Raw genomic sequence first — 25,912 nt, 5'->3', positions numbered from 1 at the left:
AAATAGTTTATCGGCCCGCGGGTTTCTCGATCAGCTTCTTCAAGCTGTCACGCGCAGGTTTGCTATAGCCATCGCCCGACGCCGGCGTCGCCTGATCATTGGTATCGGCCGCAGAATCGTCGTCTGGCTTATTCTTCTTGAACTTCTTTAAGATGGTGTTCTCGGGGTCGTCAGGCAAGAGCGACATCAGCCAATCCCCGGTTCCCTGCAGCACCACGCGGGACTTCGCCCCGGTCACCCAATCGGGCCGCTGCTTGTCCGGAACCAGCCAGGTGAAGAACATGAACGCCACGACCACGATCAGGAGGCCGCGGGCGAGCCCGAACAGGAAGCCGAGGGTGCGGTCGAGCGCGCCGATCCGGGAATCCAGGATCATGTCCGAGATCCGCACCGTGACGATCGAGACCACGATCAGCGTGCCGATGAACACGCCGGCCACCACGACCACGGCGGCGACCGTGTCGTTGTTGAAATAGGTCTTGGCGGTCGGCAGAAGCTTCGAAAACGCATACAGCGTGACCAAAGCTGCGGCGCCCCAGGCCGCGATCGACAGGATCTCGCGCATGAAGCCACGCACCATCGCGAGCAGGCCCGAAATCAGCATCACGCCGAGCAGGACGAGATCAAGTATCGTTATGGGCATCGGCTGGTCAGGTCCGCTGGTACGTTTCGGTACGCTGTTAAGGGCTTACGTTGTTAAGGGCTTACGCTGCTAAGGGCTCTCGCGAATCGGCGAAGTCGGTGCCGTCCTAACTGAGGCGCATTGGGGGCATCCGGCAAGGCCAGAGCGCCACCTGTCCCGCGCGGCGGATGTATAGCGGCGGGGGGCTGATACGTCACGCCCGCTTTAGCTGGTCTCGCGACGGAATCGGGCCGGTGTGGCATTTTTCTCAGCCACATCAGGGTCTCCGGAGCCGCCCGGGTCGCGGCGGTCGCCTCGCGGTGTTCCCCGGTCGCCTCTTGGCGTTCCGCGTGCCGCAATTTCTGCGACCAGCGTGGTGAGATTGCCGACGCTGTTGAGGGTGAGCCCTGAATCGCCACCGCTCTCGCCGCGGGCCGATTCGGGCAGGATGGCGCGGGCGAAGCCGAGCTTGAGGGCCTCCTTGAGCCGGGCCGGGGTCTGCGCCACCGGGCGGATCGCGCCCGACAGCGAAATCTCGCCGAAATAGACCGCATCCGTCGGCAGCGGCGCATTCACCAGCGAGGAGACCAGCGCGGCCGCTGCGGCAAGGTCCGCGGCCGGTTCCTGGATGCGCAGGCCGCCGGCGACATTGAGATAGACGTCATGTCCGGACAATTTGACGCCGCAATGCGCTTCGAGCACCGCGAGCACCATCGACAGCCGGCTCGGGTCCCAGCCGACCACGGCGCGGCGCGGCGTGCCGAGCGAGGTCGGTGCCACCAGCGCCTGCAACTCGACCAGCACCGGACGGGTGCCCTCGATGCCGGCGAACACCGCCGTGCCCGGGCTGCCGAGCTCGCGCTCGGAGAGGAACAATTCGGAGGGATTGGTGACCTCGCGCAGGCCGAGGCCGGTCATCTCGAACACGCCGATCTCGTCGGTCGCGCCAAAGCGGTTCTTCACCGAGCGCAGGATGCGGAACTGCTGCGAGCCTTCGCCCTCGAACGACAGCACCGCATCGACCATGTGCTCGACCACGCGGGGGCCGGCGATTTGGCCGTCCTTTGTCACATGGCCGACCAGGATGATCGCGGCACCGGTCTTCTTGGCAAAGCGAATGAGGGCCTGCGCCGAGGCGCGGACCTGGGTCACCGTGCCGGGCGCGGATTCCACCGTGTCGGTCCACATGGTCTGGATCGAGTCGATCACGATCAGGCGCGGCACCGCGCCTTCCGACAGCGTGGCGACGATGTCCTCGACCGACGTTTCCGAAGCCAGCTGCACCGGCGCGTCCGCGAGGCCGAGCCGTTCGGCGCGCAGCCGCACCTGGGCGACCGCCTCTTCGCCGGAGATATAGACCGCGCGGTGGCCGGCGCGCGCCATCATGCTGGTCGCCTGGGTCAGCAGCGTCGATTTTCCGATGCCGGGATCGCCGCCGACCAGCAGCACCGAGCCGCGGACGAAGCCGCCGCCGGTGACGCGGTCGAGCTCGGCCATCCCGGAGGACAGCCGCGGCGCGTCCTGGGTCTTGCCGGACAGCGATTCCAGCGCAAACGTCCGCCCCTTGCGCTTGCTGCGGATCGAGACCGGCACCGAGCCTGTGGTGTCTTCCTCGGCCAGCGTGTTCCACTCGCCGCAGGAATCGCACTTGCCCTGCCAGCGATTATACGCCGCGCCGCAGTTCTGGCAGACGAAGGAAAGGGTGGATTTGGCCATGGAGCAGGTGAGTCGCGCTATCGAGCACGATGCATAACACGGTTCGGCCGCCGCGCACGATCCATCGAAGAAGACGAAGCGCCAGATGGCGGGGCCGGCTCAGCGCGAGAACACCCGCGTTCCGCCCGGCCAGCGCGGCTTGTCTCCGATCGGGCTTGCGCCGATTTCCCAGCCGACGCCGCCCCACAGCACGTCGACGGCACCAAGCTCTCCGGCGCTGTCGCGGACGTAAAACACGTTCGGCTTGGCGCTGACTTCCAGCGGGCCGGTGCTGCCGCTGGGCTGTCGCCTCAACGCGCACCAGACGTCGGCCAGCCTGCTCTCGTGGCTCTGACCCAGTTTGGCGAGGATCTCCTTGTCGCTCGAGGCTGCGCTGAGGATGAAGGTCTGCAACGATGCGCCGGCGCTATCGTCCTCGACCTTGTTCGTGAAGCGCTGCGCGAAGGTCGCGCCCAACCAGGAAATCCTGACCGGCGCGCTCGAGGCGATGTCCTCCTTGAAATGTTCCCGCGCGACGAATTTTTCGGCGTGGGGAATTGCCGAGGTCGACGACGGATCGGACGGTTCCTCGCTTTTCGGCTGCAGGGAACATGCGACGCGGTCAGCGGCGGCAACGGCACCCGGTTGTCCCGGTCTTGTATCGTCTGCCGCGACGCTCAAACCTTGTGCCGCCAGAAACACGGTCAACCACAGGGTGAGGCTTGGCTGGCGCATCTTGTTGTTGTCCCTGAATCCGCTGTGCTTGCGGAGACAGGGTAAACCGCATCTTGCAGATGTAAATCAAAGATCAGGTTTCTGGTTAAGGATAAAAAGTAAGTTCAACTACAGCGAGAATTTGAATCAAATGCGCTTTCGCGCAAGGGAACCGCTCTCGCTTGCACGCGCGGTCAAACGTGGAGGTCCCGCCTCGACAGCAGCAGCGGCGGATTCTCGCGCGGCGTCAAACTCGTCGGCAGAGCCCGGCAGCATCTCGCCTGCGCGCGCAACGGATCGCTCCAGCTCCAGCGAACCCGCCAGGACGGATTGTTGGCGTAGGCCGGAATGCGCCAGACCCAGATCGTCTCGTAAACGCTGTCGCCGAACTGCGCGACATCGGGCTTTGCCGTCGGCCAGAACGCCGAGCCGGCAACCGCCAACGTCACAATCGCTGCAGTCGTGATCATCATCTTGCGCATCGCGCGCCTGCCTTTCCCGCCTGTCGTGGGCTTTGACAACCCGCGACTCCCAATGCTTCGACTTGCGATCTCGAATTCGTCAGGCCGACATCGGCGACATCAGGCGCCGGGCTCTGCGCCCGATCTGCACGCCATGTGTCGCTGAACTCGTGTCGCCTGAACTCTCGGGACTCGCATCCGGGTCGTCGATCAACCCTGTGATGCCTGCTGGAGCAAAGTTCTTTTCCGCAAACGATCAAGTGCAAGTAATGAGATTGTCATAAACGCAGTGGCCGGATGGTGGCAATCCGGATAACAACGGAAGGTGAGCGCTCAACAAAACTCTTTCGGGGTACACGCCACCCGATGCGCAAAGCCCCGTAGAATTACGTCGTCATCGGGAGGATGTCGGTGTTCGTCACGGTGAAATCCGTTTGCCCAAGGCCTGGTCTGACGCAGTCGATGTCGGAATTCTACTGCGTCATTGCAGACCACAGCAACGCCGTGCCCGCCGCCAGCATGATGCCGTCCATGATCAGGCGGAATGACTCCGGCTTCAGCTGCAGCACGAAGCGCTTGGCGATGAAGGCGCCGGCCATCAGCGAGGCGCCGGCGATCAGGCCCTTCAGCGCGATGTCCGGCGTCAGCGCGCCGAAGCGCTCGAACGTCACCGACTTGCTGACATAGAGCCCGAGCGAGCTTGCGGCTTCGGTGGCGAGGAACGCGCCCTTGCTGAGACCGTAGAACAGGAACAGCGGCACGCTGAGCGGACCGGTCGAGGCCACGATGCCGGTGAGATAGCCGATGAGAGCGCCGCCGATTGCAAGATGCCAGAGATTGGCCTTCAGCCTGTGCCGAGCCAGCCAGTGTCGCACCGGCACCATCGCGATCAGGAATACGCCGATCGCGATATCGACCGCATGCGAGGGCAGGGCGAGCAAGGTGCGCGCGCCGAGTGCGGCGGCCGGAATGCCCGTGATCGAATAGGCGATGCATGCACGCCAGTCGACCTCGCGCCACCAGGCGAGGATGCGCGACAGATTGGCCATCACGGCGGCGACGGCCATGATCGGCACCGCCTGCTTCGACCCGTACTGATAGACCAGCACCGGCATCAGCATGATCGACGAGCCGGTGCCGACGATGCCGGAAATGGTGCCGGCGACCAGGCCGACGATGAGGACGAAGAGAAAGCCCACCTGCGCGCTCCGGTGAGGTGTGATCGCCCCATACCTCTGAGTTGCCCGACCGCGCAAGCCCCCGCAGCTTGCGCAACAAACTCGATGTCGTCCCGGCGCAGGCCGGGACCCATAGCCACCGAAGGTGATTGTTGCACGACGCTGGGGCCACAGCTTTCCTTACCAAGTCAATCCTGTGGTTATGGGTCCCGGCCTGCGCCGGGACGACGGCGGTGTGTGCGGCATCATCCGGTCCACGTCGGGACCGCCATCATGCTGATTGTCACGAGGCGGGATGCCGGCGCGTCACCTCAACACCACCCACGCCGGCGCGTGATCGCTGGCGCCGTCTTCGCCGCGGATGGCGCGGTCGACGCCGGCTTTCACAAGCCGCGACGCCACTGCGGGGCTGAGCAGGAGATGATCGAGCCGCAGGCCTGCATCGCGTGGCCAGCGCTGGCGCTTGTAGTCCCAGAAGGTGAACATCGGCGCGTCCGGATGCAGGGTGCGGATCGCATCGCACCAGCCCTGATCGACCAGCGCCTTGAAGGCGGCACGGCTCTTCGGCTGGATCAGCGCATCCTTGTCCCAGGAGCGCGTCGGGTAGATGTCGAACGGCGTCGGCGCGACATTGTAGTCGCCGGCGAGCACCACCGGGACGTCCTCTTTCAGCAGCTGGGCGGCATGGGCGCGCAGCCGCTTGAACCAGGCGAGCTTGTAATCGAATTTCGGCCCGGGCTGCGGATTGCCGTTCGGCAGATAGAGGCTGGTGACGACGATGCCGCGCACTGCGGCCTCGATGTAGCGCGCTTCGTGATCGCCGGCATCGCCGGGCAGGGCGGTGCGGATCAGCACCGGCTCGGCCTTGCGCGCGAGGATGGCGACGCCGTTCCAGGTCTTCTGTCCCTGCCACACCGCGCCATAGCCGGCCTGCTCGATCGCGGCCGCGGGAAACTCGGCGTCGCTGGCCTTCAGCTCCTGCAGACTGACGATGTCAGGCTTGGCGGTCTTGAGCCAGCGCAGCAGGTTCGGCAGGCGGCGGTTGACGTTGTTGATGTTGAAGGTCGCGATCTTCATGCGCACCGGCAATCGCGAACCTTGATCATGTCAGGTGGACGTCGCCGTTGGCTCGGCGGCCGGCAGTGGCGGCGGCGCAGCGGGCGCTGCTGTTGGCAAGGCTGGCGGCGCTGCGGGCGTGGCAGCCGGCTCGCTCGTCTCGGCGACCGCGTCGCTTCTCGCGGCGACGGCATCGCCGCCCTTGTAGATGCGCACGAAGCGGCGGCCGAGACTGGTCAACACCTCATAGCCGATGGTGCCGAAATGATGCGCGACCTCGTCGACCGTGATGCCTTCGCCGATCAGCGTCACCATGTGGCCGCGCCGCACGGCATTCTTGTCGAGGTCGGTGACATCGACCGCGATCAGGTCCATCGAGACGCGGCCGGCGATCGGGCAGCGCTTGCCGGCGACCACGACCTCGGCGCCGCGGGTGCCGTCATTGGCGCTGGCGGCGCGGAAATAGCCGTCGGCATAGCCGGCGGCGACGATCGCAAGCCGGGTCGGCCGGCGCGCGGTCCAGGTGCCGCCATAGCCGACGGTCTCGCCGCGGTCGATGTTGCGGATCTGCACGATGCGCGCCTTGAGATCGACCACCTGCTGCATCGGGTTGTCGGCCTCCGGCGTCGGATTGACGCCATAGAGCGCGCAGCCCGGCCGCACCATCTCGAACTGGAATTGCGCGCCGAGAAACACGCCGGAAGAATTCGCCAGCGAGGCCGGCACGCCGGTGAACAGGCTCGCGATCTCGCGGAAGCTCGCAAGCTGCTTGGCGTTGGCGGGATTGTTGAGCAATTCGGCGGAGGCGAGGTGGCTCATGACCAGCGTGATGCCGTGGTCGCCGGCATTGATCCGCGGGATGATGCCCTGTGCCTCGCTGACCGTGAGTCCCAGCCGGTTCATGCCGGTGTCGATATGGATGCCGGCGCCGCCGGACCAGCCGGAGCGGCGGCAGAACACGTCCCATTCGGCGAGCTCGTTGAGATCGCCGATCACCGGCTTGCAGTCGATCCTGGCGTAGGCGTCGCCGGTGTTCTGGAAGAAACCGCCGAGCGAATACACCGTCGCCTCGGGAGCGGCCGTGCGCACCGCGGCGGCCTCCTCGACGCTGGCGACGAAGAAGGTCTTGCAGCCGGCCTTGGCCAGCGCCCGCGAAACCTGCTCGGCGCCGCAGCCATAGGCGTTGGCCTTGACCACGGCGGCGCATTCGGCCGGCACCGCGGTCTTCTCGAGCTTGCGCCAGTTGGCGATGATGGCGTCGAGGTCGATGGTGAGGATACCGCTGGCGGTCGGGTGGGCCGCCAGCAAACTGGCTTCGGGGGTCAGTTGCGATTTCGCGTCAGTCACGATGTTCATGGCTCAGTTGTACGCGGGTGCCTTGCGTCGTTCAACCGAGTCCGGATCTCAGTGGCCGTGATCCGGAACCTGACCGTCGGGTGCGAGGTCGCCGAAGCGCGTAACGCTGGCCTCGAAGTGCAGATCGACCGTGCCGGTCGGGCCGTGGCGCTGCTTGCCGATGATGACTTCGGCCTTGCCGTGGGCAAGATCCATGTCCATCTGCCACTTCTCATATTCCGGCGTGCCCGCGCGCGGCTCCTTGTTGGCGAGGTAGTATTCCTCGCGATAGACGAAGATCACGACGTCGGCGTCCTGCTCGATCGAGCCGGATTCACGCAGGTCGGACAGTTGCGGCCGCTTGTCGTCGCGGTTTTCGACCTGACGCGACAGCTGCGACAGCGCGATGATCGGAACGTTCAGTTCCTTGGCCAGTGCCTTCAGGTTGGTGGTGATCTCGGTGATTTCCTGCACGCGGTTGTCGTTGCCGCGTTTGCCCGACCCTTGCAGCAGCTGGATATAGTCGATCACGATCAGGTCGAGGCCCTTCTGGCGCTTGAGCCGTCGCGCCCGCGCGGTGAGCTGCGAGATCGAGAGGCCGCCGGTTTCGTCGACGTAGAACGGCAGCGATTGCAGCTCGATCGAACAGTCGCGGATCTTCTCGAAATCGAGCTCGGAGATGCCGCCGCGACGGATCGAGCTCGAGGGAATGCCGGTGCGCTCGGCGAGAATACGGGTGGCGAGCTGTTCGCCGCTCATTTCGCAGGAGAAGAAGCCGACACAGCCGCCATTGACTGCCTTGGTGGTGCCGTCCGCCTGGACTTCGGGCACATAGGCTTTGGCGATGTTGTAGGCGATGTTGGTGGCGAGCGATGTCTTGCCCATGCCGGGGCGGCCGGCGAGGATGATGAGGTCGGACGGCTGCAGGCCGCCCATCTTGGCGTCGAGGTCGCGCAGACCGGTCGAGATGCCCGACAGCTTGCCGTCGCGCTGGAACGCCTTCGCCGCCATGTCGACGGCGATCGTCAGTGCCTGTGCGAAGCGCTGGAAGCCGCCGTCATAGCGGCCGGTTTCAGCAAGGCCGTAGAGCTGCCGCTCGGCATCCTCGATCTGGGCGCGCGGCGCGAAGTCGACCGGCGCGTCGTAGGCGACGTTGACGATGTCCTCGCCGATCTGAATCAGGTTGCGGCGCAGGCTGAGATCGTAAACGGTGCGTCCGTAGTCCTGCGCGTTGATGATGGTGGTCGCTTCGGCGGCAAGCCGGGCGAGGTACTGGCCGACCGTCATGCCGCCGATGTCGAGTTCGGCCGGCAGGAACGTCTTCAAGGTCACGGGGTTCGCGACCTTGCCCATCCGGATCAGGCTTCCGGCGGTTTCATAGATTTGCTGATGGATGGTTTCGAAGAAATGCTTCGGCTCCAGGAAATCGGAGACCCGGTAGAAGGCGTCGTTATTGACCAGGATCGCGCCCAGCAGGCCCTGTTCCGCTTCGATGTTGTGCGGCGCACTTCGGTAGGCCGGGGATGCGGCGTCGGGCGCGAGCTTGTGGACGTTCGAATCAATCAAGGCCATGGACGAGCTTATTCTTCTGATTTCGTCGTTACTGAGATTTTCGGCTGTGGGGCGGCGATGAAGCGCCAGCCCGGCACGAAGCGAAAGGACGGATGTTTCTTATGCACGATTCACACAACGCCAGGTGTGAATCCGAAACAGCCGGATGCATTCCGCTTGACTGGGGTTTTGTCCGAAACCGGGCGGGAGCCGGCCGATCAGCACGGTCGTTGGCAAAAATTGGGCGCCGCCTGAACCTTTTGCCAGGCGAGCGGACCCATGGAGAGGCGAGGCGGCTGTTGGCGTCGATTTCTCAGACGAGGATGAGGAAGGCCAGCGCGATCAAGGCGGCCACCACGCCAGTGGCGATCAGGGCGTAGTCAGTCGCGATATCGCGCTGCGGGTCCAACATCGTCCGGTGTGTTTCTCGGGTCATTCCGGACCACTACGACAGTCCGGGACAGACCTCTGTGAAGCAGATCACATGCGCCGCACTTTTTTTGCGGCAGGTTCGCGGGAACGACCCAGCGGATTCCGGGTTGTCTACGCTCAGGCAAGATACGGCGGCGATGGCTCGAGAGTTTCAGACAGCGCGATCAAGGCTTGGCCGGGCAGATGGCATGGACCGTCGCTGGCTGGCGGCGCTTGTCGATGCCATGGAGCAGGCGGCGCGTCCCGAGGTCCGCAATGTTCCCTGCGATGCCAGCTTGATTTCGGCCGCCGCAGCCCATCTGGCGCGTCCGGCGCCGACCTTTGGCCATTGCGGGTCGGCCTACAGCCTGCGCAACTAGCCGCACCCGTTCCTTCAGACCTATTCGCCGGCCAGTTGTAGCCGGGGCTTGGCCGCGCCGGCCTCCTTCAGCCGCAGGCGGGCTTCTTCGCCGCCGATATAGTCGCGGGTTATCGGGACGATGCCCTGGCGCTTGGTGAGCTGGAGCTGGAAGTTCATCATATTCTGCACGCGGAACGACATCTCCGAGGCAGCCAGGTAGAATTCCCACATCCGGGCAAAGGTCTCGTCGTAGAGCCGCACGGCCTCCTCGCGCCGCGCCATGAAGCGCTCGCGCCATGCTTTCAGCGTCTCGGCATAGTGCAGGCGCAGGATCTCCATGTCGCAGATCAGCAATCCGGCCTTCTCGATCGCCGGCATGACCTCGGACAGCGCCGGAATGTAGCCGCCGGGGAAGATGTATTTGCGGATCCAGGGGCTGGTGACGTCGGGGCCGGTCGAGCGGCCGATCGAATGCAGCACCATGACACCGTCGTCGCTCAGCAGTTCGGCGCAGCGCGCGAAGAAGGTTTCATAGTAGGCGACCCCGACATGCTCGAACATGCCGACCGAGACGATGCGGTCGAACGGCCCGGGGATGTCGCGATAGTCCTGCAGCAGGAAGCGCGCCGATTGCGCCAGGTTCCGCTCCGCCGCCCGGGCGTTGGAAATTTGCAGCTGCTCGGTCGACAGCGTGACGCCGGTGACGTCGGCGCCGCTCATCTCGGCGAGATAGAGCCCAAGGCCACCCCAGCCGGAACCGATGTCGAGGATGCGGTGCCCGGGCTTGATCAGGAGTTTTGCGGCGAGGTGACGCTTCTTGGCGAGCTGGGCATCGTCCAGCGTCGTGTCCGGCGTCTCGAAATAGGCGCAGCTGTATTGCTTGTCCGCGTCAAGGAAGAGGGAATAGAGGCGGCCGTCGAGATCGTAATGACGGGCGACGTTGCTTCTGGATCGGCCGCGTACATTGATCTGCTGGGCGCGGCGCCCCAGGAAGCGTACCCAGGCCTGCAGTCTGGCGAAGTTCGGCAGCATGGCTGCCTGACCCATAAGCACCGCCAACACGTCGGCGACGGTGCCTTGCTCCACCACGAACGTGCCGTCCATGAAGGCTTCGCCGAGATAAAGCTCGGGATCGACCAGGACGCGGAGTTCAGCCCCTCGCGTCATGAAGCGCACAGCAACCGGTACGCCCGTGCCGTCACCGCAGGTGAACTGAGCGCCGCTCGCGGTCGTGAACGTGATCGAACCGCGGCGGATGAAGCGCCCCAAGAAGTATCGCAACAATCGGTCCATCGAAACACCAACGGAACGGCAAGCTGCACACCGACACCACCGGAGTTGATCACTCCAATGTGTCCCCAACCTCAAGATAGGCAGGGAATTAGATCGCGCTATAGCGTTGTGGTCAAAGCCGATATTCCAAAATGTGACAATTGCGTGGATGCGTCATGGGCGCGCTTCCATTCGCGCGATAATCGGCTAAAAGGTGACCGCCGCGGCCGATCCATCAGGCGCTGGCGGCGATTTTTCCGGAATCTGGAGACTTAAGGAATGTTGAGCCGAGCCCTCAGTCTGGCGACGGTGGCGCTTCTGATTGGCTGCCTGTCAGCCGTATCGGCGCAGGCGCAAAACCTCGAGGCCGGCAAGAGCCCCTCCCAGATCTTCGCAAGCACCTGCACAGCTTGCCACAAGAGCCCGCGCGGCCTGCTGAAATCGGTGCCGGCCGGTTCGCTGCCGGGCTTCCTGCGCCAGCACTATACGACGTCCAGCGACATGGCCGGCGTGCTCGCGTCCTATCTGATTTCGAACGGCGCCAACGACCCGCGCTACCAGGCCAAGGATCAGCCCAAGGGTGCCAAGGGCGGTAGGGAAGGCAGGCAGGAGGCCAACCAGTCCCCGGAGCAGCCGTCTGAGCGTCCAGCCCGCCGACGGCACCAGGATGCAGCGCCGCAGGAAGGTGCCAAGGAAGGGGCCAAGCCCGACAGCGACGGTTTGAATCCCGAAGGACGTCCAGCTCATCGCGGCAAGCGGATGGCCCGCCCGAGCGAGGCGCCGGAGGGCGCGAAGCCGGACGACGGCCAGACGCCGCAGGCTTTGGGCGAGGGCAAGGCGTCGCGTCAGAAGCACGGCCGTCGTGGCAAGCCCGTCGAGGAGCCGAAGTCCGAGGAGGCGCCCAAGGGCGCGGCGACCAGCGACGAGCCCAACACGGAGCCAAAGACCTCCACCAGGCATGATGACAAGGGTGAAGCCGAGAAGCCGGCGAAGCCTGCCGCCGAGCCCGACACGGCAAAGGTCGACGCGCCGAAGAGCAATGGTGGCGGTGAACCGGCTGCCGTGCGATCCGATCCGGTTCCTCAGGTCACACCGGCGCCTGCGGCGGCTGCGCCTGCCGCATCCGAGCCGGCCGCCGCCGCATCTCCCGCTCCGGCGCCAGCCGCGCCGCCGGTGACTGCGACCGCGCCGCCGCCGCCACCGCCCACGACGCCAGGCTCCGGCCCACCGGAAGCCCCAACCTCGAAGTAATCGCCAACGCCGGGCCGCAAGGTCCGGCGTATTTGTTTGACCATCGTTAGAGCGGTGCTCTAGAGTGTTAATCTAGTCAGGAGGACGACTTGAGCACGGCGCGCGAAGATCTGCTGGCAGCGGGACTGGCGGTGTTCGACCGCGACGGATTTGAGGGCGCGACGGTGGCCGAGATCCGCTCCCGCGCCCGCGCGTCCAACGGCAGTTTCTTCCACTTCTTCACCTCGAAGAAGGCGCTCGCCGGAACGCTGTTCCTGGAAATCCTGCAGGCTTATCACGGCGCCATCATCAGCTCGGTCGACGCCAGCTGCGGGGCGGGCGAGGGCGTTGCGCGGCTGATCCACGCCCATCTCGATTGGGTCGTGAGCAACCGGCGCGAGGCGCGCTTCCTGTTCGAGATTTCGCGCAGCGAGTGGGGCGAGGAGGTGCGCGGCGCGCAGCGCAGCGAGAATTCGCGGCTCACCGACGGCATCGAGCGCTGGCGCGCGCCGCTGCTCGCGCGCGGCGAATTGCTGCCGATGAGCGCCGTGCTGTTCTTCAGCCAGATCATCGGGCCGGCGCAGATCTTCTGCCGCGCCTGGCTATCGGGCCGCCACACCGGCGATCCGCGCGAACAGGTCGAGACGCTGATCGCCTGCGCGGTCCGCGCGGTGGTGGCGCCGGGTGCGCCGGAACGAACAGGAGAGACTTCATGAGCGAGACCGATCCGGACTTTGCACCGATTGCGACGCGAATTCGCGACAATGTCGGCCGGCAGGGCTTCATGGGTCTTGTCGGTGCCGAGGTGGCCGAGCTGTCGCGCGGCACCTGCACGCTCGCGGTCGACCGCCGGCCGGAGCTGTTGCAGCAGCATGGCCTGTTTCACGGCGGAGTGACGGCGTTTCTGGTCGACAACGCCACCACGATCGCAGCGGCGACGTCGCGCGGCCAGCCGGCGCTGACGGCGGAGTACAAGCTGAACCTGCTGTCGCCGGCCTCGGGCGATCGTCTGATCTGCCGGGCGCGCGTGATCAAGCCGGGACGTCAGGTCGCCGTCGTTGCAGCCGACGTGTTCTGCGTGATCGACGGCAAGGAGAAGCACACCGCGACCGCATTGGCGTCGATCGCCATGCTCGACGACAAGGCGGCGGCACGAATCCAAAGCCCGGCCTGATGGGGCCGGGCTTCGTAGCGTTTAGTCGGTTGGACGATGGAGAGAAGCTTACTTCTCTTCGGCGGCCGGAGCCGGCGCGGCTTCCTCGTCGTGCTGGGCTTCCGGATCGAAGAATTCGCCGGCGGCGGCGAGCGCCTCGGCGGCAGCGTCCTGGTCTTCCTGGCGGGTCGAGATGTCCTCGCCGCGCTTGATCCGCTCGGCCTCTTCGGCGGAGCGGGCGACCGTCACGGTGACGCTAGTCTCAACCTCGGGGTGGACGGCGATCGTCACCTTCTGCGCGCCGATCACCTTGATCGGCGAGTCGAGCCAGACCTGCGGGCGCGACACCGTCACGCCGTCGGTCGCCAGCGCGGCGACGATGTCGCGCACCGTGACCGAGCCGAACAGCTGGCCGGATTCGGAGGCCTGGCGGATGATGACGATGTCGCGGCCGTCGATCTTCTCGGCGACCTTGGCGGCTTCGCCCTTGGCCTTGATGTTGTTGGCCTCGAGCTCGGCTTTCATGCCGTCATACTTGGCGCGGTTCGCCTCGGTGGCGCGCAGCGCCTTGCCGCGCTTCAGCAAGAAGTTGCGGGCGAACCCGTCCTTGACGCGCACGACTTCGCCCATCTGGCCAAGCTTGGCGACGCGTTCGAGCAGAATGACTTCCATTTTCGTTCTCCTTTAGATGCAAAGTACGGGTTTAAGTGGTTGGATCGAATCTCAAGCCGCGGGCAAAGGCGGCGGTCTTGTCTGCAGATAGCGCTGGCGCAGCCCGAACACGGCGTCGGCGATGCCGAGCGCGAACATCGCCACGATCGGCCAGCCGAACATGACGACGACCGCATAGATGCCACCGAGCCAGAAGCCGCGATTGGTGAGCGACAGCGTCAAGGTGTGCAGAACGGCGAAACCGACCAGCGCATAGGCGATTACGAGTGCCGCGGTGACGATCTGCGCCAGCAGTGCAAGCATGCCGCCGATGAAGCTGACGGCGACCGCCGCCAGCAGCGCGACCAGCGTCACGGCGGGAAGCGCCGTGGTGCGGAAGTCCGGCCACGGCCGGTTCAGTCGCCCGGAGGTTTGCGTGATCTTGCCGGCGAGCCAAAGGTTCAGCGTTAGCGTCACCATTGCGATGACCGTCGCCGCGAGCGGCGCGAAGATCACCAACGCGTCGACCAGCCGTTCGATGTCACCGCTGGGCTGGGCTTCGCCGGCGCTGAGCATCTTGAGCAGGCCGCGCCGCAGCGTGCCGGTGATCGTGTCGGTATCGGTGCCGAGCGTGAGCAGCGCGACGGTCGTGGTAACGATGGCGAAGGCTGCAATCCAGAGCAGGATGCGGCCGACGGGGTACCATTCAATCGCAGGCGGCTGCTGCTTGGCGCTGTCGCCGGCTGCGCCCGCGATCGGCCGTCCGAGCAGGGCGAGGTGGCCGAGCCACCAGCCGGGCACGGCGACCATCATGGCAAACGCGATGCTGTAGGGAAGGCCGAACAGCGTGCCGAGCACGGATGCCGCACCCACTCCACCAATAGCGGCGGCGAGGGGGCCCCAGCCGAGCGCCGCCACCATGATCGGCAGCGATGCGAGATAGAACAGCAATATCGAGATCAGCGCGCCCGAACTGATCGAGGCGAACATCAGCGCCGACGCGGCGCCGGCGGCAAGTGCAACAATGAGTATCCCGATCATCAGCTGTCCCGCCCCCTTTGAGCGGTTAGGGGTCCTGCTTCGAGAACCCCAACCATCGGCGACCGGACGACCCGGAAGCCTTATGAGAATGAGCGGCCGGCGACGTATGCCGCCGGCCGGAAACGATTACCTGATCACGTAAGGCAGCAAGCCGAGGAAGCGCGCACGCTTGATGGCGCGGGCGAGCTCACGCTGCTTCTTGGCGGACACGGCCGTGATGCGGCTCGGCACGATCTTGCCGCGCTCGGAGACGTAACGCATCAGCAGCTTGGAATCCTTGTAGTCGATCTTCGGCGCATTCGCGCCCGTGAACGGGCAGGACTTGCGACGACGGAAAAACGGACGGCGGGCACCAGCATCAGCCATGATTCATTACTCCTCGGTCGCAGCTTCTTCTTCGCGCGGACGGCGCGGGCCACGGTCGCCACGGAAACCGCCACCATCGCGGTCACCACGGAAGCCGCCTTCGCGGTCGCCACGGAAGCCACCACCACGGTCATCGCGCTCGCGGTCACGGTCGGCCTTGCGCATCATCGCGGACGGGCCTTCCTCGTGCTCTTCGACGCGCACGGTGAGATAGCGGATGACGTCTTCGTTGATCCGCTCCTGACGCTCGATCTCGGTGACGACAGCCGACGGTGCGTCGATGTTCATCAGCACGAAATGCGCCTTGCGGTTCTTGTTCATGCGGTAGGTGAGGGAGCGCACGCCCCAGCTCTCGGTCTTGGTGACCTTGCCGCCGCCCTGTTCGACGATCCCCGTCATCTGGGCCGTCAGTTCATCCACCTGCTGGGTGCTCGCATCCTGACGCGCGAGAAAAACATGCTCGTAAAGAGGCATGGTTGTCCTTTCCTGTGTTGGCGCGGTTTCCGGCGACAAGCCCTTCGAGACCTTCGGAAAGGACTCGAGCTGCTCAGAAGGCGGGAGCACGGGACGACGGGCCGACTGGCCCTGCCACATCAAAATCAACGGGTGAATTTGCTGAGACCGTCCGTTCAGCTCCCGGCCGGAGCCCACGAATGGCGCGCTTATACGGATTTTGGCCGCGAAAGCAAGGGTTCTCGGCCCCCGGATGTGCGAGGCGTCGTAGCCCTCCAGGCCGTTTGACGCAACCTCGGGCGATTTCCCGTTGATTTCTTTGTTTGTATATCATACAAACATCTTTGGGAGGACGAGATATGGGTTCGGAGACCGCCAGCGGCATGTCTGCGCCCGATCCGAAGCACGCGGTCCGCGCGACGCGGTCGGCGGGGCGCAAGATGCGCTCGTTGCTGCTCGATGCCGCCAGCCGCCTGTTCAAGGAGCGCGGGCTCTCGGGCACCTCGATCTCCGATATCGCCGCGGCCGCCGACGCCTTTCCGAGCCAGATCACCTATTACTTCCGCACCAAGGAGGCGCTGTTCGTCGAAGCCGCCAGCCGCGACATGCTCTATCTCGCGCGCGCGACCGAGCAGGCCGCCCTGAATGCCCACACCCCGCGTGACTACACCCACGCTTTGGCCGAGACCGTGACCGCGACCGACACGGTCGCCTTTTTCGCGGAGGCCTTGACCCTCACGCGGCGCCGGCAGGACCTCGCGCCCCTCGTCGAGCGCACCATCGAACGCCTGCACAGCGAAGGCGCGCGCGCCTATGCGGGCCAGGTCGAGCGCCATGGCTGGCGGTCGCTGCGCGCGCCCGAGGAGAGCTCGCGGCGGTTCTGGGCGATCGCGATCGGCGTGATTGTCGAAGGTTTCGCCATGGGCCGCGGCTCCGACGAGATGTGCCGCGAATTGCTGCGCGCGCTCGGCGAGCAGGCGACATCAACTTCGACGTCGGCCAATGACGGGACGCGGCTGCGCCTGGTCGGCGATCCCAGCACTTCATCCTCAACGGACGGGGAGACAAGCACATGACCGCGCTTCGCATGCGAGCCCGCGATTTCCTGACCGAGGACGAACTGGTCGCGGTGCGCGAGCGCACGACGTGGAAGGGCGCAGCCCTGATCGTGCACGCCTGGGCGCTGATCCTGGGCGCAATCGCGCTGGTCGCGTGGTGGCCCAATCCGCTGACCTATCTGCTCGCCGTTGCGATCATCGGCTCGCGCCAGCTCGGGCTCGCGATCCTGATGCATGACGGGGCGCACGGCTGTCTGTCGGCGGACGAGAGGACCAATCTGACGCTGAGCCAGTGGTTCTGCGCCTATCCGATCTTCGCGGAGACCCGCGGCTATCGCCGCTATCATCTGCAGCATCATGCGCGGACGCAGCAGGAGGATGATCCCGATCTCGTGCTGTCGGCGCCGTTTCCGATCACGAAGCTGAGCTACCGCCGAAAGTTCTTCCGCGACATCACGGGGCAGACCGGCTACCAGCAGCGCAAGGCGCAATTGCTCAATGCGATCGGGCCGAAGGAGTGGCCGCTGTCGCGGCGCGCCGCCAACTTCTGGCAGAAGCTCGGGCCGCAATGCGTCACCAACGCGCTGCTGTTCGCGGGCCTCGCGGCCGCCGGCGTGTGGTGGGCCTATCCGCTGTTGTGGCTGGTGCCGCTGCTGACCTGGATGATGGTGATCACGCGCATCCGCAACATTGCCGAACACGCCGTCGTGCCTGACAGCTCCGATCCCCTGCGCAACACCCGCACCACGCGGGCCAACGTCCTCGAGCGCCTCTTCATCGCGCCGTACTACGTGAACTATCACCTGGAGCATCATTTGCTGTTCTACGTGCCCTGCTACAACCTGCCGCGCGTCCACCGCATCTTGAGCGAAAGCCGCTATGCCGGCCGGATGGAAGTGCAGCCGGGCTATGGCGCCGTGCTGCGGCTGGCGACCGCCAGGCCCGCCAGCGAGGATCGCCCGGGCCAGCTGGTCAACAGCGCACGCCGGGCGAGGGCCGGCGCCGAGGTTAACGCCGACCAGAATGCCGGTGGGTTCTAGCCCGGAGCCGGGACCGGCATCCCCAGGGTTCCTCCGGCGCGGCTTGACAGCACCGCCTCCGTCAGTGTCTTACGGCCCGGTCCGGGGCCCGTTGCAGGGTTTGGTTGCCAAGGCCTGTTGGGTTGCAAGGGACTGGCCCGGACCCGCTGTGGCGCGTTTTGCGCGACGCGGATACCGTTTTCCCCTGCGGCAGGCCTAAAGCGCCTGCGCGGAGATCACGCTCAACAAGGTAGGGATCGCCGATGACGGCAGCATTTACGTTTCCCGGGCAGGGCTCGCAGGCGGTTGGCATGGGCAAGGCCCTGGCCGACGCCTTTCCGGCGGCCAAGGCGGTGTTCGACGAGGTCGATTCCGCGCTGGGCGAGAAGCTGACCGCGATCATCTGGGATGGTCCCGGCGAGACATTGCAACTCACCGAAAATGCCCAGCCCGCCCTGATGGCGGTGTCGATCGCCACATTGCGCGTGCTCGAGAGCGAAGCCGGCTTTTCGGTCGGCCGCAACGCGGCCTTTGTTGCCGGGCACTCGCTCGGCGAGTATTCGGCGCTGGCCGCCGCCGGAAGCCTCTCCGTCAGCGACACCGCGCGGCTGCTCCGCACCCGCGGGCTCGCGATGCAGAAGGCGGTGCCGGTCGGCGTCGGCGCGATGGCCGCACTGCTCGGTCTCGACTACGAAACCGCCGTGGCGGTCGCCAACGAGGCGGCGCAGGGACAAGTCTGCCAGGCCGCCAACGACAATGGCGGCGGCCAGGTGGTGGTCTCCGGTGACAAGGCCGCCGTCGATCGCGCGGTCGAAATTGCCAAAACCAAGGGCGCCAAGCGCGCCATGCTGCTGCCGGTGTCGGCGCCGTTCCATTGCAAACTGATGCAGCCGGCGGCCGATGCGATGGCAGAGGCGCTGTCCGGCGTGACCATCAAGGCGCCCGCGGCGCCGCTCGTATCCAACGTGCTGGCCTCCGCCATCACCGATCCCGACGAGATCCGCCGCCGCCTGATCGAGCAGGTCACGGGCACCGTGCGCTGGCGCGAGTCGGTTGCCTATATGGCAGGGCAGGGCGTGACGCGGTTCTTCGAGATCGGCGCCGGCAAGGTGCTGAGCGGCCTCGTCAAGCGCATTGCCGACGGCGCGGTCGGCGTGTCCGTCGGCGGTCCGAACGATATCGCTGCGGCCAAGGACGCGCTCGCAGCTTCGGCTTGAAGCAGCCGGAAGGAGAATTCGATGTTTGATCTGACTGGCAAGACGGCGCTCGTCACGGGCGCAACCGGCGGCATCGGCGGCGCGATCGCACAGGCGCTGCATGCGCAGGGCGCGACGGTAGCGATCTCGGGGACGCGGCGCGAGGTGCTGGACGGCTTCGCGGCCAAGCTCGGCGAGCGCGTGCATGTCCTGCCGTGCAATCTCTCCAGCAAGGATGACGTCGAGGCGCTGGTGCCGGCAGCGGAAGCTGCGATGGGACAGGTCGACATCCTGATCGCCAACGCCGGCATCACCCGCGACAACCTGTTCGTGCAGCTGCGCGACGAGGATTGGGACGACGTGATCGCGGTCAACCTGACCGCGACGTTCCGCCTGGCGCGCGCCGCGACCAAGCTGATGATGCGCAAGCGCTTCGGCCGCATCATCGCGATCACCTCGATCGTCGGCGTCACCGGCAATCCGGGGCAGGGCAACTACACCGCGTCGAAGGCCGGCATCATCGGCCTGATCAAGACGCTGGGCGCCGAATACGCCAAGCGCGGCGTGACCGCCAATTGCATCGCGCCGGGTTTCATCAAGACGCCGATGACCGATGCGCTCAACGACAAGCAGCGCGAATCCATCCTGGCGAAGGTTCCTGCGGCGCGGCTCGGAACGCCCGAGGACATCGCCGCCGCGGCGGTCTATCTGGCCTCGAACGAGGCCGCCTACGTCACCGGACAGACGATCCACGTCAACGGCGGGATGGCTATGATTTGAGCTACTGGCCGGCTCTCGCAATGCGGCGAAAAGCCGTTTTCGGGAGCCGGTTCAGGCGTGTAGTCAAGGCTTTGGAAGTATGGTAGCTGAAGCCCCCGTGGATGGGCGAAGAACGCCATTGCAGGATTTTGAAACCCTGTATATTGGCGTGGCGACGCCTGCCGTTCGCCGGGGCTTTAATCGGCTACGACCGGGCCGAATCAAGACTATGCGCGACTGAGTAATCGAGACGACCACGATGGCTCGTATCGTCTTGGGGTCGGGTCCAATGGAACAACGAGGTTGAACGATGAGTGAGATTGGCGAGCGGGTTAAGAAGATTGTGGTCGAGCACCTTGGTGTCGAACCCGAGAAGGTGGTCGATAGCGCGAGCTTCATCGATGACCTCGGCGCCGACAGCCTCGACACCGTCGAGCTCGTGATGGCATTCGAAGAAGAATTCGGTTGCGAGATTCCCGACGACGCGGCGGAGACGATTCTGACCGTTGGCGACGCGACCAAGTTTCTCGAGAAGAACGCGAAGAGCTGACGCCGATCGCGAAGTTGACGGGGCCGGACGGACCGTGATCGAGCGGTCCCCCGGCTTCTTATTATCAGCCGCGCATTGCTGGCCGGAGACGTGGAAATGAGACGAGTTGTCGTCACGGGGCTGGGCATGCTTACACCGCTCGGCTGCGGCGTTGACGCAACTTGGGCGCGCATCCTCGCCGGAGACAGCGGCGGCAAGAAGATCGACACGTTCGACGTGTCCGACCTGCCGAGCCAGGTCGCCTGCTACATTCCGCGCGGCGACGGCACTGGCGGCACCTTCAATCCCGATCAGTGGATGGAGCCGAAGGACCAGCGCAAGGTCGACGACTTCATCGTCTATGCGATGTGCGCGGCCAAGCAGGCGCTGGACGATGCCGACTGGCATCCGAAGTCGGACGAGGACCAGTTCGCCACCGGCACGATGATCGGCTCCGGCATCGGCGGCCTCACCGGCATTGCCGAGACTGCGGTGCTGCTGAAGGAGCGCGGACCGCGCAGGGTCTCTCCGTTCTTCATTCCGGGCCGCCTGATCAATCTGGCCTCCGGCTATGTCTCGATCGAGCACGGCCTGAAGGGACCCAATCATGCGGTGGTCACGGCGTGCTCGACCGGCGCGCATGCGGTCGGCGACGCGGCGCGGCTGATCGCGCTCGGCGACGCCGAGGTGATGGTCGCGGGCGGCGCCGAATCGCCGATCTCGCGCATCGGCATCGCCGGCTTCTGCGCGGCGCGTGCGTTGTCCACCGGCTTCAACGAGACCCCGGAAAAGGCATCGCGGCCGTACGACAAGGATCGCGACGGCTTCGTGATGGGCGAGGGCGCCGGCGTCCTCGTGCTCGAGGAATACGAGCACGCGAAGCGCCGCGGCGCGAAGATCTATGCCGAGGTCACCGGCTATGGCCTGTCGGGCGATGCCTTCCACATCACCTCGCCGCCGCCGGACGGCAATGGCGGCTTCCGCAGCATGACCATGGCGCTGAAGCGCGCCGGCCTCGCGGCATCCGATCTCGACTACATCAATGCGCACGGCACCTCGACGCAGGTCGGCGACGAGATCGAGCTCGGCGCGGTCGAGCGCCTGCTCGGCAATGCGGCATCGAAGGTTTCGATGTCGTCGACCAAGTCCGCCACCGGACATCTGCTCGGTGCGGCCGGCGCGATCGAGGCGATCTTCGCGATCCTGGCGATTCGCGATAACGTGGTGCCGCCGACCGTCAATCTCGACAATCCGTCGGTGCAAACGGCGATCGATCTTGTGCCGCATACGTCGCGTAAGCGTGACGTCAATGTGGCGCTGTCCAATTCCTTCGGTTTCGGCGGCACCAACGCTTCCGTGATCGTGCAGCGCGTGACCAATTAGTAGGTCGTTAGAGCGTTTTCGAGCGAAGTGGGTGCCGGTTCGCGTGAAGGAAACGCGTCGAAAAAGAGAATCCAAAGTCCCGTTCCGATTCGATCGGGACGGGACTTTAGAACTAGTCCACCATTTTGCCGTATTCCGCGGTGACTCCTAATAGCGGGCGTATGCTATTGGCAGGGCAGGGGTTTGTCCGGCCACGATTCAACCGGCAGGATATTGGTTTGCATCGATGAGTGAGAGGCCGCCCATTTCACCGAGGAGTCCACGCGCCGCGCTGGAGCCCGAACAGCTTCCGCCGCCGCCCAAGCGCTCGGATCGCGCCCGCAATCCCTTCGTGATCGTCGGCAATGCCATCTTCACCATCCTGATCATCCTGATGATCGGCGCCGGCGCGACGTACTACTACGGCAAGCAGGCGCTGGAATCGCCGGGACCGCTGCAGGAGGACAAGATCGTCAACATCCCGGCGCGCGCCGGCAAGCGTGACATCGCCGACGTGCTCTCGCGTGAGGGCGTGATCAACGTCAATCCATGGGTCTTCATCGGCGGCGTGTTCGCGCTGAAGGCAAGCTCCGATCTCAAGCCCGGCGAATATTCGTTCCAGAAGAATGCCAGCCTGCGCGACGTCATCGCCACCATCGTCGATGGCAAGGTGGTGCAGCACGCCATCACGATACCGGAAGGCCTGACTTCCGAGCAGATCGTGACGCGGCTCTCCGACAACGACATCTTCACCGGCTCGGTGCGCGAGATCCCGCGCGAGGGCACGCTGCTGCCGGAGACCTACAAATTCCCGCGCGGCACCACGCGCGACCAGGTGATCCAGCGCCTGCAGCAGGCGCAGAAGCGCGTGCTCGCCGAAATCTGGGAACGCCGCAACACCGACACGCCGCTGAAATCGCCGGACCAGCTGGTGACGCTGGCCTCGATCGTCGAGAAGGAAACCGGCCGCGCCGACGAGCGCAGCCGTGTCGCCGCCGTGTTCGTCAACCGCCTGCGCCAGCGGATGAAGCTGCAGTCCGATCCGACCATCATCTACGGACTGGTGGGCGGCAAGGGAACGCTGGGCCGCCCGATCAAGCGCAGCGAGATCACGCAGCCGTCGCCCTACAACACCTATGTAATCGACGGCCTGCCGCCCGGACCGATCGCCAATCCCGGCCGCGCCTCGCTGGAGGCGACCGCCAACCCGGCGCGCACCCGCGACCTGTTCTTCGTCGCTGACGGAACCGGCGGCCACGCCTTCACCGAAACCTACGACCAGCACGCGAAGAACGTCGCCAAGCTGCGCGCGTCGGAAAAGCAGATCCAGAACGACACCGTCGAGCCCGCGGATGATCCGGCGCCCGCCGCCGCGGCGCCCGGCGCCGACACCAATCCCACGGCGACGACGCCGAAGCCCACCAATCAAAAGAAGCCGCCGCGCGGTCGGCAGGGCGCAGCCCAGCAGACCAATTCGCCGCCGGTGGTGCAGCGCTAAAGCGCGATCGTCATCGCGCCTTAGCTTCTTGTTTGAGCATGATCTTTCGGAAAACCGCCACACACTTTTCCGGATCATGCTGTAGCTCTGCATTTTCCGGTGGTGGAACGTAATTCCACTTTCACGGAATCCGTTTTAAGGTCGCACCGGCTCCCCCACGAGTCTCGCCGGCTCCGGGTGAGTCCCATATCCTTCTGTTGGAGAGTTCACGCGATGGCGCTGTCGAGCATGACTGGCTTTGCCCGAAGCCATGGCGCAAGCGGTCCCTATAGGTTCGAGTGGGAGCTGAAATCGGTCAATGCCAAGGGCTTTGACCTGCGGTTGCGGCTGCCGCCGGGCTGGGACGAACTGGAAGCGCTTGCCAAGAAGCGGGCCGGCGAGCTGTTGTCGCGCGGCACGGTCTACGCCAATCTCAGCGTCAAGCGCACCGACGCGGCGCAGACGATCCGGATCAATGAGGACGTGCTCGCCGCCGTGGTGAAGGTCGCCGGCACGCTCGCGCAGCGGATTGACGCGGTGGCGCCGAGCATCGACGGACTGCTCGGCATCAAGGGCGTCATCGAGGTGGTCGAGCCCGAGAGCAACGAGGACGAGGACAAGGCGGCGCGCGAGGCGGCGGCGATGGCCTTCGAGCAGGCGCTCGGCAGCCTTGTCGAGATGCGCCGCCGCGAGGGCGATGCGCTGGGGCAGATCCTGATGCAGCGGATGGACGAGATCGAGCGGCTCGCCAGGCGCGCCGAGACCGCTCCCGGCCGCAAACCCGAGGCGATCAAGGCGCGGCTTGCCGAGCAGATCGCGGCCCTGCTGGAGACATCCGACCGCTTCGATGCCGACCGCCTGAACCAGGAGGCGATCCTGATCGCCACCAAGGCAGATATCCGCGAGGAGCTCGACCGCATCGCCTCGCACATCGCCCAGGCGCGCGAGATGATCGGCAAGGGCGGTCCGGTCGGGCGCCGGCTCGACTTCCTCGCCCAGGAATTCAATCGCGAGGTGAACACCTGCTGCTCGAAGTCGAACGACGTCGAGCTGACCAACACCGGGCTTGAAATGAAGAACGTGGTCGAGCAGTTCCGCGAACAGGTCCAGAATCTGGAGTGAATGATGACGGCGCAGGGTTTTGACGGCGTAGAGCGGCGCGGACTGATGTTCGTCCTGTCGTCGCCGTCGGGCGCCGGCAAGACGACGCTGTCGCGCATGCTGCTGGAGCGCGAGCCGGGCCTGAAGATGTCGGTGTCGGCGACCACGCGCCCGATGCGGCCGGGCGAGGTCGAGGGCCGCGACTATTTCTTCGTCGACAAGAAGAAGTTCGAGAAGATGGTCGAGCACGGTGAACTGCTCGAATGGGCCACCGTATTCGACAACCGCTACGGCACGCCGCGTGCGCCGGTCGAGGCCGCCCTATCGGTGGGGCAGGATGTTCTGTTCGATATCGACTGGCAGGGCACGCAACAGCTCCACCAGAAAGCCAGCGCCGATGTGGTGCGGGTGTTCATCCTGCCGCCGTCGGCCGTCGATCTCGAGAGGCGGCTGCATACCCGGGCGCAGGATTCGGAAGAGGTCATCCGCGGACGGATGAGCCGCGCCAGTCATGAGCTGAGCCATTGGGCGGAATACGACTACATCGTCGTCAACCACAACGTCGACGATGCCTTTGCCGAGGTGCAGTCGATCCTGAAGGCCGAGCGCCTCAAGCGCGAGCGCCGCACTGGCCTCACCGAATTCGTGCGCGGCCTGCAGCGTCAGCTCGAGAAGTAGCGCGTTGCGGACGTGATGCGACCGCATCACGTCCGTTTGCATTTTTTCCTAAGCGGACCTTAGTTCGTCGCGCTGCGCGCAAGCCGCTGCAGCATTGCGGCGATCTGCTTGTTGTCCTGCTCCCTTTGATCCCGATCACGCGTAGTCTCGCGACGTGGAGCTGGCTTCTCGGCGCGGCGTGGAGCGGGCGTCTCGGCGCGGCGCGGCGCAGCCTCGGACAGCCGCAGCGGACGGTCCCGGCTGACAACTGCCATTGGGGGCGCCGGCTCGGTGTGCAGCGAATCCCACGGCGCCTGCCACTCATCCTTGGTCTCGTAAGGCGGCGTACGCGTGCGGGTCAGCCCGAACACCAGCGCGCTGACCATGCCGGCCAGCGCCAGGGCTCCAACCATCACGATCAGCAGCATCTGCGTCGACGACGGTGACTTCTCCACGGATGCCTCGGCCGAGGCGGGCGCGGCAGGCACCGGCGCGGCCGCTTGTTGCGGTGTCGCATCTGCCTGCGCGACCACGGTCGGCTGGTCTGCGGCGCGCCTGGTTCCGTTGGTTCCGGCCATGCTCGATGCATCGAGCCATCTGACGTTCACATCGGACGGCTGCGCGTTGGCACCGGCGGGCGTGGCTGCCGGGTCGGGCGTCGCTGCCGTTCCGCCGGCCTGGCCGGCGTCGGCGCTTGGCGAAGGTATGGCTGCGACCTGCGGCGAGGGCCATTCGGCATGGGCATCGGCGACTGATTTGCGCATCGCCGGCTGCTGCGGCGCGGGCTGGCTCTGCGGCGCCGGCTGGCTCTGTGGCGGCGTCGCGTCGGCCGTTGTGGTATCGGGCGCGGCTGCCGCTGGCGGCTGCTGCGTGCTCGTGGTCGCCGTCTTGGCCGCCTTGTTCTTCGCCTCGTTCTTGGCCTCGCCGAGATACCAGCACTTCTTCTTGCTGCGATCGAGATGGTAGAACCAGTGGCTTCCCGCAGGCGCGGTTCCCTTGGGCGCGGACAAACAGGTGTCCGCCGTGTTGGTGCTATTGGCCGTATTGGCGGCGGTCTGGGCCATAGCGCTGCAACTGGCGCCGGCCAGGATGCTGGCGGCAAGCGCCGCAGCGAATTTCGCTGAACAATTTGACATACGCGTCCCCGGTATCTCTTTTTTAACGCAAACGCTGGAGATCCCAATCTCGGCAAAGAGTTGGGTCG

The 25,912-nt window shown here is 65.5% G+C and carries 27 protein-coding genes; 13 read left to right on the top strand and 14 right to left on the bottom strand.

The features are described 5' to 3' along the window. Positions 1-7: 7 nt before the first annotated feature. From I6F38_RS03675 to I6F38_RS03640, 8 genes are all read right to left on the bottom strand, one after another. Complete coding sequence (locus I6F38_RS03675; RefSeq protein WP_026192677.1) at positions 8-643, bottom strand: CvpA family protein; 636 nt, start codon at positions 641-643, stop codon at positions 8-10. Positions 644-847: 204 nt separating this feature from the next. Beyond that, positions 848-2,338, bottom strand: a complete 1,491-nt coding sequence (gene radA / locus I6F38_RS03670; RefSeq protein WP_225159093.1) for a DNA repair protein RadA — start codon at positions 2,336-2,338, stop codon at positions 848-850. 99 nt (positions 2,339-2,437) lie between these two features. Further along, positions 2,438-3,052, bottom strand: coding sequence for a hypothetical protein (locus tag I6F38_RS03665; protein WP_028344785.1), 615 nt, complete (start codon positions 3,050-3,052; stop codon positions 2,438-2,440). Positions 3,053-3,225: 173 nt separating this feature from the next. Then, positions 3,226-3,513, bottom strand: a complete 288-nt coding sequence (locus I6F38_RS03660; protein WP_225159092.1) for a hypothetical protein — start codon at positions 3,511-3,513, stop codon at positions 3,226-3,228. 452 nt (positions 3,514-3,965) lie between these two features. Beyond that, positions 3,966-4,691, bottom strand: coding sequence for a sulfite exporter TauE/SafE family protein (locus tag I6F38_RS03655; protein ID WP_225159091.1), 726 nt, complete (start codon positions 4,689-4,691; stop codon positions 3,966-3,968). 285 nt (positions 4,692-4,976) lie between these two features. Next, positions 4,977-5,747 (bottom strand): exodeoxyribonuclease III, encoded by a 771-nt coding sequence (locus tag I6F38_RS03650; RefSeq protein WP_225159090.1) that lies wholly within the window; start codon positions 5,745-5,747, stop codon positions 4,977-4,979. A 30-nt stretch (positions 5,748-5,777) separates the two neighbouring features. After that, complete coding sequence (gene alr, locus I6F38_RS03645; RefSeq protein ID WP_225159089.1) at positions 5,778-7,082, bottom strand: alanine racemase; 1,305 nt, start codon at positions 7,080-7,082, stop codon at positions 5,778-5,780. A gap of 48 nt (positions 7,083-7,130) precedes the next feature. Next, positions 7,131-8,633, bottom strand: coding sequence for a replicative DNA helicase (locus tag I6F38_RS03640; RefSeq protein ID WP_057019871.1), 1,503 nt, complete (start codon positions 8,631-8,633; stop codon positions 7,131-7,133). A 599-nt stretch (positions 8,634-9,232) separates the two neighbouring features. Between I6F38_RS03640 and I6F38_RS03635 the strand changes: the two genes are divergently transcribed. After that, positions 9,233-9,403, top strand: coding sequence for a hypothetical protein (locus tag I6F38_RS03635; RefSeq protein WP_194295401.1), 171 nt, complete (start codon positions 9,233-9,235; stop codon positions 9,401-9,403). A gap of 20 nt (positions 9,404-9,423) precedes the next feature. Here I6F38_RS03635 and I6F38_RS03630 read toward each other — a convergent pair whose 3' ends face one another. After that, on the bottom strand, positions 9,424-10,677 hold the full coding sequence (locus I6F38_RS03630; protein ID WP_225159088.1) for a cyclopropane-fatty-acyl-phospholipid synthase family protein: 1,254 nt from the start codon (positions 10,675-10,677) through the stop codon (positions 9,424-9,426). Positions 10,678-10,935: 258 nt separating this feature from the next. Here I6F38_RS03630 and I6F38_RS03625 point away from each other — a divergent pair, with 258 nt between their 5' ends. The 3 genes from I6F38_RS03625 (at position 10,936) to I6F38_RS03615 (ending at position 13,060) form a co-directional block, all read left to right on the top strand. After that, positions 10,936-11,907 (top strand): hypothetical protein, encoded by a 972-nt coding sequence (locus I6F38_RS03625; RefSeq protein WP_225159087.1) that lies wholly within the window; start codon positions 10,936-10,938, stop codon positions 11,905-11,907. Positions 11,908-11,996: 89 nt separating this feature from the next. Then, positions 11,997-12,602 (top strand): TetR/AcrR family transcriptional regulator, encoded by a 606-nt coding sequence (locus I6F38_RS03620; RefSeq protein ID WP_225159086.1) that lies wholly within the window; start codon positions 11,997-11,999, stop codon positions 12,600-12,602. Beyond that, positions 12,599-13,060, top strand: coding sequence for a PaaI family thioesterase (locus I6F38_RS03615; RefSeq protein WP_028344793.1), 462 nt, complete (start codon positions 12,599-12,601; stop codon positions 13,058-13,060). Before I6F38_RS03620 ends, I6F38_RS03615 begins: the two co-directional genes overlap by 4 nt. Before the next feature lie 48 nt (positions 13,061-13,108). On the opposite strand, the gene rplI is transcribed toward I6F38_RS03615, so the two are convergent. The 4 genes from rplI to rpsF all read right to left on the bottom strand — a co-directional run bounded on the left by rplI (position 13,109) and on the right by rpsF (position 15,571). Then, the gene (gene rplI, locus I6F38_RS03610) at positions 13,109-13,711 is read right to left on the bottom strand and encodes a 50S ribosomal protein L9 (RefSeq protein WP_016844289.1); all 603 of its coding nucleotides are present in this window, start codon (positions 13,709-13,711) and stop codon (positions 13,109-13,111) included. A 51-nt stretch (positions 13,712-13,762) separates the two neighbouring features. Further along, a complete protein-coding gene (locus tag I6F38_RS03605; protein WP_225159085.1) occupies positions 13,763-14,731 on the bottom strand; it encodes a hypothetical protein in 969 nt (322 codons plus the stop codon). Positions 14,732-14,857: 126 nt separating this feature from the next. Further along, on the bottom strand, positions 14,858-15,097 hold the full coding sequence (gene rpsR, locus I6F38_RS03600) for a 30S ribosomal protein S18 (protein ID WP_016844287.1): 240 nt from the start codon (positions 15,095-15,097) through the stop codon (positions 14,858-14,860). 6 nt (positions 15,098-15,103) lie between these two features. Further along, entirely contained in the window at positions 15,104-15,571 is a 468-nt protein-coding gene (rpsF, locus tag I6F38_RS03595; protein ID WP_026192679.1) for a 30S ribosomal protein S6, read from the bottom strand. A gap of 338 nt (positions 15,572-15,909) precedes the next feature. Here rpsF and I6F38_RS03590 point away from each other — a divergent pair, with 338 nt between their 5' ends. From I6F38_RS03590 to gmk, 9 genes are all read left to right on the top strand, one after another. Beyond that, a complete protein-coding gene (locus I6F38_RS03590; RefSeq protein ID WP_225159084.1) occupies positions 15,910-16,626 on the top strand; it encodes a TetR/AcrR family transcriptional regulator C-terminal domain-containing protein in 717 nt (238 codons plus the stop codon). Then, complete coding sequence (locus tag I6F38_RS03585; RefSeq protein WP_092088248.1) at positions 16,623-17,648, top strand: fatty acid desaturase family protein; 1,026 nt, start codon at positions 16,623-16,625, stop codon at positions 17,646-17,648. Before I6F38_RS03590 ends, I6F38_RS03585 begins: the two co-directional genes overlap by 4 nt. 242 nt (positions 17,649-17,890) lie before the next feature. Beyond that, entirely contained in the window at positions 17,891-18,844 is a 954-nt protein-coding gene (gene fabD / locus I6F38_RS03580) for an ACP S-malonyltransferase (protein ID WP_225159083.1), read from the top strand. Positions 18,845-18,865: 21 nt separating this feature from the next. Beyond that, positions 18,866-19,603 (top strand): 3-oxoacyl-[acyl-carrier-protein] reductase, encoded by a 738-nt coding sequence (gene fabG, locus I6F38_RS03575; RefSeq protein WP_076831958.1) that lies wholly within the window; start codon positions 18,866-18,868, stop codon positions 19,601-19,603. Positions 19,604-19,892: 289 nt separating this feature from the next. Further along, on the top strand, positions 19,893-20,132 hold the full coding sequence (locus I6F38_RS03570) for an acyl carrier protein (protein WP_002716125.1): 240 nt from the start codon (positions 19,893-19,895) through the stop codon (positions 20,130-20,132). A gap of 96 nt (positions 20,133-20,228) precedes the next feature. After that, a complete protein-coding gene (gene fabF / locus I6F38_RS03565) occupies positions 20,229-21,494 on the top strand; it encodes a beta-ketoacyl-ACP synthase II (RefSeq protein ID WP_225159082.1) in 1,266 nt (421 codons plus the stop codon). 226 nt (positions 21,495-21,720) lie between these two features. Further along, positions 21,721-22,971 carry an endolytic transglycosylase MltG gene (mltG, locus tag I6F38_RS03560; protein ID WP_016844279.1) on the top strand — a complete coding sequence of 417 codons (1,251 nt, stop codon included), beginning with the start codon at positions 21,721-21,723 and terminating at the stop codon, positions 22,969-22,971. Between the two features lie 213 nt (positions 22,972-23,184). Then, positions 23,185-24,072 (top strand): YicC/YloC family endoribonuclease, encoded by an 888-nt coding sequence (locus I6F38_RS03555; protein WP_225159081.1) that lies wholly within the window; start codon positions 23,185-23,187, stop codon positions 24,070-24,072. A gap of 3 nt (positions 24,073-24,075) precedes the next feature. Further along, positions 24,076-24,729 (top strand): guanylate kinase, encoded by a 654-nt coding sequence (gene gmk / locus I6F38_RS03550; protein ID WP_225159200.1) that lies wholly within the window; start codon positions 24,076-24,078, stop codon positions 24,727-24,729. A 59-nt stretch (positions 24,730-24,788) separates the two neighbouring features. On the opposite strand, the gene I6F38_RS03545 is transcribed toward gmk, so the two are convergent. Further along, on the bottom strand, positions 24,789-25,844 hold the full coding sequence (locus tag I6F38_RS03545; RefSeq protein ID WP_225159080.1) for a hypothetical protein: 1,056 nt from the start codon (positions 25,842-25,844) through the stop codon (positions 24,789-24,791). Positions 25,845-25,912 lie beyond the last annotated feature (68 nt).

It is taken from the genome of Bradyrhizobium sp. BRP56 (assembly GCF_020194035.1).
Taxonomy (GTDB): domain Bacteria; phylum Pseudomonadota; class Alphaproteobacteria; order Rhizobiales; family Xanthobacteraceae; genus Bradyrhizobium; species Bradyrhizobium australafricanum.
This window is presented reverse-complemented; position numbering and strand designations above follow the sequence as displayed.

Coding starts and splice junctions, on each gene's coding strand:
- I6F38_RS03675 (WP_026192677.1), bottom strand. CDS start 643: ATGCCCATAACGATACTTGATCTCGTCCTGCTCGGCGTGATGCTGATT.
- radA (WP_225159093.1), bottom strand. CDS start 2,338: ATGGCCAAATCCACCCTTTCCTTCGTCTGCCAGAACTGCGGCGCGGCG.
- I6F38_RS03665 (WP_028344785.1), bottom strand. CDS start 3,052: ATGCGCCAGCCAAGCCTCACCCTGTGGTTGACCGTGTTTCTGGCGGCA.
- I6F38_RS03660 (WP_225159092.1), bottom strand. CDS start 3,513: ATGCGCAAGATGATGATCACGACTGCAGCGATTGTGACGTTGGCGGTT.
- I6F38_RS03650 (WP_225159090.1), bottom strand. CDS start 5,747: ATGAAGATCGCGACCTTCAACATCAACAACGTCAACCGCCGCCTGCCG.
- alr (WP_225159089.1), bottom strand. CDS start 7,082: ATGAACATCGTGACTGACGCGAAATCGCAACTGACCCCCGAAGCCAGT.
- I6F38_RS03640 (WP_057019871.1), bottom strand. CDS start 8,633: ATGGCCTTGATTGATTCGAACGTCCACAAGCTCGCGCCCGACGCCGCA.
- I6F38_RS03635 (WP_194295401.1), top strand. CDS start 9,233: ATGGACCGTCGCTGGCTGGCGGCGCTTGTCGATGCCATGGAGCAGGCG.
- I6F38_RS03630 (WP_225159088.1), bottom strand. CDS start 10,677: ATGGACCGATTGTTGCGATACTTCTTGGGGCGCTTCATCCGCCGCGGT.
- I6F38_RS03625 (WP_225159087.1), top strand. CDS start 10,936: ATGTTGAGCCGAGCCCTCAGTCTGGCGACGGTGGCGCTTCTGATTGGC.
- I6F38_RS03615 (WP_028344793.1), top strand. CDS start 12,599: ATGAGCGAGACCGATCCGGACTTTGCACCGATTGCGACGCGAATTCGC.
- rplI (WP_016844289.1), bottom strand. CDS start 13,711: ATGGAAGTCATTCTGCTCGAACGCGTCGCCAAGCTTGGCCAGATGGGC.
- I6F38_RS03605 (WP_225159085.1), bottom strand. CDS start 14,731: ATGATCGGGATACTCATTGTTGCACTTGCCGCCGGCGCCGCGTCGGCG.
- rpsR (WP_016844287.1), bottom strand. CDS start 15,097: ATGGCTGATGCTGGTGCCCGCCGTCCGTTTTTCCGTCGTCGCAAGTCC.
- rpsF (WP_026192679.1), bottom strand. CDS start 15,571: ATGCCTCTTTACGAGCATGTTTTTCTCGCGCGTCAGGATGCGAGCACC.
- I6F38_RS03590 (WP_225159084.1), top strand. CDS start 15,910: ATGGGTTCGGAGACCGCCAGCGGCATGTCTGCGCCCGATCCGAAGCAC.
- I6F38_RS03585 (WP_092088248.1), top strand. CDS start 16,623: ATGACCGCGCTTCGCATGCGAGCCCGCGATTTCCTGACCGAGGACGAA.
- fabD (WP_225159083.1), top strand. CDS start 17,891: ATGACGGCAGCATTTACGTTTCCCGGGCAGGGCTCGCAGGCGGTTGGC.
- fabG (WP_076831958.1), top strand. CDS start 18,866: ATGTTTGATCTGACTGGCAAGACGGCGCTCGTCACGGGCGCAACCGGC.
- I6F38_RS03570 (WP_002716125.1), top strand. CDS start 19,893: ATGAGTGAGATTGGCGAGCGGGTTAAGAAGATTGTGGTCGAGCACCTT.
- fabF (WP_225159082.1), top strand. CDS start 20,229: ATGAGACGAGTTGTCGTCACGGGGCTGGGCATGCTTACACCGCTCGGC.
- mltG (WP_016844279.1), top strand. CDS start 21,721: ATGAGTGAGAGGCCGCCCATTTCACCGAGGAGTCCACGCGCCGCGCTG.
- I6F38_RS03555 (WP_225159081.1), top strand. CDS start 23,185: ATGGCGCTGTCGAGCATGACTGGCTTTGCCCGAAGCCATGGCGCAAGC.
- gmk (WP_225159200.1), top strand. CDS start 24,076: ATGACGGCGCAGGGTTTTGACGGCGTAGAGCGGCGCGGACTGATGTTC.
- I6F38_RS03545 (WP_225159080.1), bottom strand. CDS start 25,844: ATGTCAAATTGTTCAGCGAAATTCGCTGCGGCGCTTGCCGCCAGCATC.